This is a genomic window from Mesorhizobium sp. M7A.F.Ca.CA.004.04.2.1, from assembly GCF_004022825.1.
In the GTDB taxonomy this organism is placed as follows: Bacteria; Pseudomonadota; Alphaproteobacteria; order Rhizobiales; family Rhizobiaceae; genus Mesorhizobium.
On the sequence record NZ_RZPH01000246.1, the window covers coordinates 1 to 6,512 of the forward strand.

The 6,512-nt window shown below is 59.0% G+C and carries 9 protein-coding genes; 1 reads left to right on the forward strand and 8 read right to left on the reverse strand.

What is annotated here, in order from left to right:
* Positions 1-331: alpha/beta hydrolase (locus tag EN893_RS13460; RefSeq protein WP_245490827.1), on the reverse strand; the 331-nt coding region annotated here is incomplete at its 3' end.
* A gap of 380 nt (positions 332-711) precedes the next feature.
* Between EN893_RS13460 and EN893_RS13465 the strand changes: the two genes are divergently transcribed.
* Positions 712-1,491 carry a carbon-nitrogen hydrolase family protein gene (locus tag EN893_RS13465; RefSeq protein WP_127270679.1) on the forward strand — a complete coding sequence of 260 codons (780 nt, stop codon included), beginning with the start codon at positions 712-714 and terminating at the stop codon, positions 1,489-1,491.
* Positions 1,492-1,632: 141 nt separating this feature from the next.
* On the opposite strand, the gene EN893_RS13470 is transcribed toward EN893_RS13465, so the two are convergent.
* From EN893_RS13470 to EN893_RS13495, 7 genes are all read right to left on the reverse strand, one after another.
* Positions 1,633-2,169 (reverse strand): DUF488 domain-containing protein, encoded by a 537-nt coding sequence (locus EN893_RS13470; RefSeq protein ID WP_206517121.1) that lies wholly within the window; start codon positions 2,167-2,169, stop codon positions 1,633-1,635.
* 2 nt (positions 2,170-2,171) lie between these two features.
* Positions 2,172-2,381, reverse strand: a complete 210-nt coding sequence (locus tag EN893_RS13475; RefSeq protein WP_127270674.1) for a DUF2945 domain-containing protein — start codon at positions 2,379-2,381, stop codon at positions 2,172-2,174.
* A gap of 238 nt (positions 2,382-2,619) precedes the next feature.
* Positions 2,620-2,793 carry a hypothetical protein gene (locus tag EN893_RS38085; RefSeq protein WP_164748740.1) on the reverse strand — a complete coding sequence of 58 codons (174 nt, stop codon included), beginning with the start codon at positions 2,791-2,793 and terminating at the stop codon, positions 2,620-2,622.
* A 42-nt stretch (positions 2,794-2,835) separates the two neighbouring features.
* The gene (locus tag EN893_RS13480) at positions 2,836-3,873 is read right to left on the reverse strand and encodes a zinc-binding dehydrogenase (RefSeq protein WP_127270672.1); all 1,038 of its coding nucleotides are present in this window, start codon (positions 3,871-3,873) and stop codon (positions 2,836-2,838) included.
* A complete protein-coding gene (locus tag EN893_RS13485; protein ID WP_127269553.1) occupies positions 3,866-4,354 on the reverse strand; it encodes a Gfo/Idh/MocA family oxidoreductase in 489 nt (162 codons plus the stop codon). The genes EN893_RS13480 and EN893_RS13485 overlap by 8 nt, the downstream gene beginning before the upstream one ends.
* A gap of 9 nt (positions 4,355-4,363) precedes the next feature.
* Complete coding sequence (locus tag EN893_RS13490; RefSeq protein WP_127269552.1) at positions 4,364-4,804, reverse strand: nuclear transport factor 2 family protein; 441 nt, start codon at positions 4,802-4,804, stop codon at positions 4,364-4,366.
* Between the two features lie 293 nt (positions 4,805-5,097).
* Positions 5,098-6,512 (reverse strand): DHA2 family efflux MFS transporter permease subunit (locus tag EN893_RS13495; protein WP_128361586.1); only part of this gene is annotated, 1,415 nt, incomplete at its 5' end.

Consider the following 6,512-nt stretch of genomic DNA (forward strand, 5'->3'; position numbering starts at 1 on the left):
TGGCTACATAGCGGGCAACCTCGCCGCCACCCGTCGAGTGGCCGATATGGATGACATCCCGGAGGTCAAGATGCTCGACCACGGCGGCGGCGTCGGCGGCGTAATGGTCCATATCGTTGCCGGTGGCTACCTGAGTCGAACGGCCATGGCCGCGGCGGTCGTGGGCGACGACTCGATATCCGTTCGCCAGAAAGAATAGCATCTGGTTGTCCCAGTCGTCGGCAGACAGCGGCCAGCCGTGGTGGAAATGGATAGGTTGGGCACTTTTGGGGCCCCAGTCCTTGTAGAAGATCTCCGTGCCGTCCCTTGTCGTGATGTATCCGCTGCTCATTAGATGCTCTCCTTTAGAAAGAGGGTTGGCGTCCTGCGCGGACGCTGGAACGGGAAGCAGTGGCGTGGCCGCAAGGGTCGCCATACCGGCCACCATCTCGCGGCGATTGAATCTGAATGCCGGAGTAAGTGCTTGTACGTCCATGTCCGTCGCCTCCAAGGGTTAAGTTCACGGTTGGAGGCTAGTCAGGAAACGGCAGAGCGAGAATCGTACCATTGGTTTTTTCGACTAGACATGAGCACAATCCGAACGGCTGGCTGGCCAGCTAGAATGGACCATCACGTGCTGTCAAAAGCCTCCCGAGGCGAGAGAGATTGCATTCATTTCCCGTCGTCGGCGTCGCATAAGATCCACGATGAGAAAGCTGTGGCGGAGGGTAAATGCGTATCGGCTTTGTCGAATGGCCAGACGGCCTGCAACCTCGCGGTTCGCTTTGGACCGATATCTCAAGACGCGTTCGTAGCGAGCGGCCCGACTTGCTCATCACGAACGAATTGCCATTTGGAAATTGGATTGCCTCAAGCAGCCGTTTCAATGCGAGCATCGCGACGGCTAGCATTGCGCTCCACGATCAGGGTTTAGCGGCGCTGTCTGCTTTGGAGGTGCCGACGGTACTGACCTCGCGCCCGATTTGGGAAGGAGACCGTCTTGCGAATGAGGCGGTGGTGATCGAGGATGGCCAGATCCGAGCAGTACACCGAAAACAGTATTTTCCAGCGGAGCCCGGATGGCACGAGACCGAGTGGTATGCCACCGCCGCGCGCGACTTCACGACGACGCAGGTTGGCGGCGTTATGGCGGGTGTGCTCTTATGCACCGAGGCGATGTTCAATGAACACGCTCGCGCATATGGACGCAACGGCGCCAGCCTAATTGCTCTGCCGCGCGCAACTGGCCCAGACTACCGGTCCTGGCAGATCGCCGGCGCGATGGCTGCGCTTGTGAGTGGCTGCTACGTGGTCAGTTCAAACCGGAGCGGCCGGCTTGGACATCAGGGGCCGCTCTTCGGCGGTCGCGGCTTCGCCTTTGCTCCCGGCGGGCGGCTGCTTGCAACGACATCATCTGACCGACCAATCGTCATTATCGAGTTGGACGCTGCAAGGTCTTCGCGGGCGCAGGCAGACTATCCCTGCTATGTCACGGAACCGGCACGCCAGTGACTACAGCATCCAGAGAACGCCCACGACGGATGTTCGCGAATACATTTGATCTGGTCGTGATTCAGATCCTTCGACGCACTCAACGCATCGGCGGCGCCCCCGTCAGGTCGACCTAAGGGCGGTAAAATGGGGCCAGCTTCGCTAGTCAGACTCACTGGGCGGATAAACCACACGTCCATGCTCTATAACAACCGCACCTGCGGTGAGCGTCGCCCGGCTCATTTGCCCCAGGCCCATCAGGTGACAAACGGCGTGGCCGCGTGAAATAAGATGGTCCGCGATTATTCGTCGATGACAACGCCACCAGACGGCCTCCGAACACATCACCGCCAGTTTGTTTGTGCTGCCTCGTGAGATCAGCGCGTCGAGAGAGTCTTGAAAAGCGTCTGATAGTGCATAGTCCGCGTAGTTGTGAAAACTGCGATTTCGCCAAAGCGCATTGCAGCAATCAGGCACGTCGACTTGCCACTGTCGGCGGCCACCCAAGTCAGCAAAATACTCATAAGAAATACTGGACGCGCCCAGAGTGATCGGCAATATGTCTATGTTGTACTCGGGATTACGGCGCGACCGGGGAAACGCTCTCACGTCGGCAATCAGGTCTATAGAGGCGCGTTCGAGAATCGCCGCAAACTGGCGAAAAGAGCGTGTAGAATGGCCAATTGAATAGAACTGCATGATCACAGCTTTCTGGAGAGCGCCCTCTCTATATGGGCTGCGATATGATCCGTTCTGTCACTCCTTATTTCATATTGCGGCTCTTCGTTGGAGGCGTGATGGGTGTATCCCTTGAAAACGAAATCCTCTTCATGGATTCGTATGATACTGCCGCTCGCAGATCCCGCTTCCGAGTTCCAAGTGACGTGATCGCCAATGTGATATTTCGGCATGGTTCACCTTTTCATCATAAAGATCTTGTCAGTGAAGAACTCGGGCTCGGTCTTTTCAGGTGAATGGGTCGGCCTTTGGATTCAACTCGGCTCGGTCGGCCCACGACTTCCATCTTGACTTCGAGAAAGTGATGCCAAGCACCCCGAACTCGCGGCCGATGCGGACTGCTTCACGCAGTCGACGAGCAGCGTCGCGCCCCGGTCCCCCCCGCCGGATGAAGCGCTGCACGCGGTCGCATTAGACTCGACCGCCGGCGTCAAAGATCGACTCGGCCAAGGCCTGCGCGCAGGCTTCGTCCCGCCCCTGCACGAAAGCGGCTTCACCTTCCGCGGCGAATACCTCCACCATCGCCTCGAGCCCGGTGCTCGGTTCGATCACGAGGACGCGCTTTCCAACAAGTCCCATGTCCATGGTGTGATCTTTACTGACATGAACAGTGGTTGGTCGCCGGCGCTAGGCAGCCAGGTCCGGAGCAATGGAAAGGACGACACGACCCATCGTACGGCCGTTCTCCAAAGCTTCGTGTGCCGCGCCAACACCGCCGAACAACACCACCCGGTCGACATGAGGGTGCAGCTCGCCGCGATCGACCATCCCGGCAACCCGCCGCAAGACATCGGTCTGTCTCAGCCGGCGAAGATGATCGCCCGCGATCTGCGGCTGTCCGATATTGACGAAGCGGACGTCGAGATTGTTCCATTCCGCTGAATCGTTGCTTCCCTTCGGCCATGGCGAGACGACGGTGTTCACCAGAGTGCCGAACGGCGCGGCGTGGTCGAAGCTTCGCGCAAAATTCTCGTGCCCCACGAAGTCGAAGACGATATCCGCGCCGGCTTTTCCGGTCCAGCGGCGCAAGGCGGCGGCAACGTCCTCCTCGCGATATTGGATCGCCAGTTCAGCACCAAGTGACAGCACGAAGGCAGCTTTTGCGTCGCCTGAGACGGTTGCCGCGATACGGGCGCCGAGCCTGCGCAGGTATTGTATAGTGATATGTCCAAGTCCTCCTGCGCCGCCATGCACCAGGGCGAAGCTACCCGGCTTGGCATCGGCCTTCTCGAATACTGCCTCCCAGGCCGTGAGCGCCACCGTCGGCAACGCCGCTGCCTCGACGAAGCCTAGGCTGACGGGTTTCCGCGCGGCATAATGCCCGTTGAGCACCTTGTATTCGGCGTAGCTGCCGAAATTGCCGGCATAGCCGCCATCGACATACCAGACGGCGTCCCCGGGACGGAGATGGGTGATTGCCGAACCCACCTCTTCAATAATCCCAGTACCGTCAATGCCGAGGATGGTGAATGCGTCCCGCGGGCCAGTCCCATACACCGCGCCATTGCGGCGGTTCTGCCAGTCGGCCGGATTTACCCCCGCCGCCATCACGCGAACCAGAATATCCGTATCGTTCGCAATGCGCGGCCGGGCGATCTCGCGCGTTTCCATGACCTCGGGTCCGCCCGCTCGCGTCATTATAAGCGCCAGCATCGTCTCAGACATCGACCGCCTCCCCCTCGCTACATTCGATCGCATTGATTAGACTCTGGAGGTCAACCGCGCCGTCCAAGGTCTGTGCGAGGCGGGCGTTGTTCCTCAAGTCGGAGACGGGACGCGGGGAACTCAGGCCCACGCTCGGCGATGGCACTTCCTGAAGGCGTGTGGCACCGTAGGCCTCCGGAGGCCACTCGCAGAAGACGATCTTGCCTGCTTCGAGCAATCGGATTGCGAGTTCCCTGTGCTGCGTCACCGTGACCGCGACGACGACACCTACGCCCGGATCATTGACGAGCGTCTCGTTCGTATCGGCATGTGGGATGCCAAATCCCTCGGCTGCAACCTTTATTACCTCCACCCGGTTGCTGCTGATGGTGGTGACGCGATATTCGAGCAGCCTTTCATCCGCCGCCTTGTGTGCGATCGTCGGCCAGCCATTGTCGGGGTGCACTCCGATAATTCCGACATGAATCGGATTTCCAACCATGATCGCCTCCTACGCGTTGGTGACTTCGAAGATCGTCCGGCGAAGCGTCATGCGCGCGAGACGCCAACCGTAGGGGCCAAGTCGCCATAGCTCATGATAATGTCCGTAGCCCTTGATCCGAGCCGGAAGACCGGCGGCCGCTCCAGGAAAGACAAGCACGTCCTCCATCGACCAAATGGCGGTGATCTCCGTTTGCGAAATCTGATCGATTTCGTCGTTGTGAAGCTGGTGGATCGAGTGCGAACCTTGAATGTAGCTCCGCATGGCGTCCATATAGCTCTCGCGATCATCGAAGCTTGCGATGAGCTCGCCTTCGGTGCTGAAGACCCGAACCTCGACTGTCGGCTCTAAAAGGGAGGCGAATTGTTCCAGGTCTCGGGTATCGACGAAACGGCAGTATCTCGCCTTGGCACGTCGGACCTGTTCGATGTCAGTCAGTTGGGGATTCATTGCTCTACTCCTTTTAGATGCATGTAAGTCGGGGGAGACCCACGCGATTAGCTGTCAGATCGGCCGATCTGGTCGTCTGAAGGTACAGTCCGGCTCGCTCTGTGGTTTGGCTGTTCCAGTATTCATAGGGATGACTGGCAGGCAGCTGGATGCGTCGATGACGCTCGTCGGCCTCCGGGCCGTGGCAATCGACTTCAGTTCAACACGAGAATTCACTAGCCAGACGACGTCTTCGGCCTGTCGGGCTACCGCGGCGACGGAAGCTGCGGGAAGGTCGATCTCCCGGCACCCTGTCACATTGGACTACGGCTCCGGGTGAACAGCACCGCCACCGCCGCCACCAGCAAGATGATGCCAAGGACGTAGAACGTGTCGGAGAAGGCCATGATCAGGGACTGCTGCGCGATGAGCTTCCCGAGAAAGGCCTCCGCCTGGTGGCGTGCTAGACTCTCGTCTGAGACACCGCGCGACATAATGTATTCCGTCATTCGAGATATGAACTGCTCGGTGGGCTCGCTGTAGGGCGTGACAGACTGCCCGATAATGTTGGAATGGAATTGCTCCCGCCTGGTGATCAGTGTTGCCAGCATGGCCGTTCCCAGCGCCCCACCGAGGCTGCGCATCATATTGAGAACCCCGGACGCCGCACCGGAGAGTTCGCTAGGTATGCCGACCATCACAATACCGGCAAGCGGAGCAAGGACGATGGCCTGGCCGAATGCACGGATGAAATTCGTGGTCACGAACTGATCGCTGCCATCATTCACGTTAAGATGCGTGTTCATGAAACAGCTCGCTGCAAAGATCGCGAGCCCGGCGCAGACGATTGCACGTGCGCTCAAATGCTTCTGCAACCAGGGAACGAACGGAATAATTACCAGTTGGGGCAGCCCGACCCAGGCCAACACCATACCAATCTGCTCGGAATTGTACCCTTGGACTTGGCTCAGATAGGCCGGGAGCACATAGACCGAGCCAAACAGCGCGACGCCGACCAGCATGTTGGCTAGGGTTCCGAGCGCGAAGTTACGGTGGACGAGCACCCGCAGTTGAACGGCAGGCCTATCAACGGTCAGCTCTATGGCGACAAAGACCGCAAGGGCGACGACGGCAACGATCGATAGATGAACGATGAGCGGCGAGCCAAACCAGCCATTCTTGTTGCCCTCGTCGAGCACGGTCTGGAGGCAGGAAAGCCCAACAATCATGAAGGCGATGCCATACCAATCCCCCTCCTTCAACAGCGAAAGGTTCATCCTCTCCCGCTCGAGGGTTGGAAAAAGCAGGCCGAGCATCAGGACTCCCGGCACGAGATTGACGAAGAAGATAAACTCCCAGCCATAGTGCTGGGTGAGGTAACCGCCGATAGTCGGTCCGATCGCAGGCCCAAAAGTGGCCGTGAGCGCAAATGCTGCCAAGCCAACCGGCTGCTGGCGTTGTGGCAAGGACGTCAGCACGCGGGTGAATGCCATTGGGATCATCACGCCGCCGGCGAAGCCCTGAAAACCCCTGAGGACGATCATCTGCCCGAGGCTTGTCGTGAAAGCGCACGCGACTGAAAAGAGGAGGAACAGGCAGGTGCTGCCGAGCAGAAACCTGCGGAACGAAAACACTCGCGTGAAGAAATCCGTCAGCGGGATCATGATGATTTCTCCGATGAGATAGGAGGTGGATATCCACGTTCCGTTGTCGGAGCCCGTACCAATCC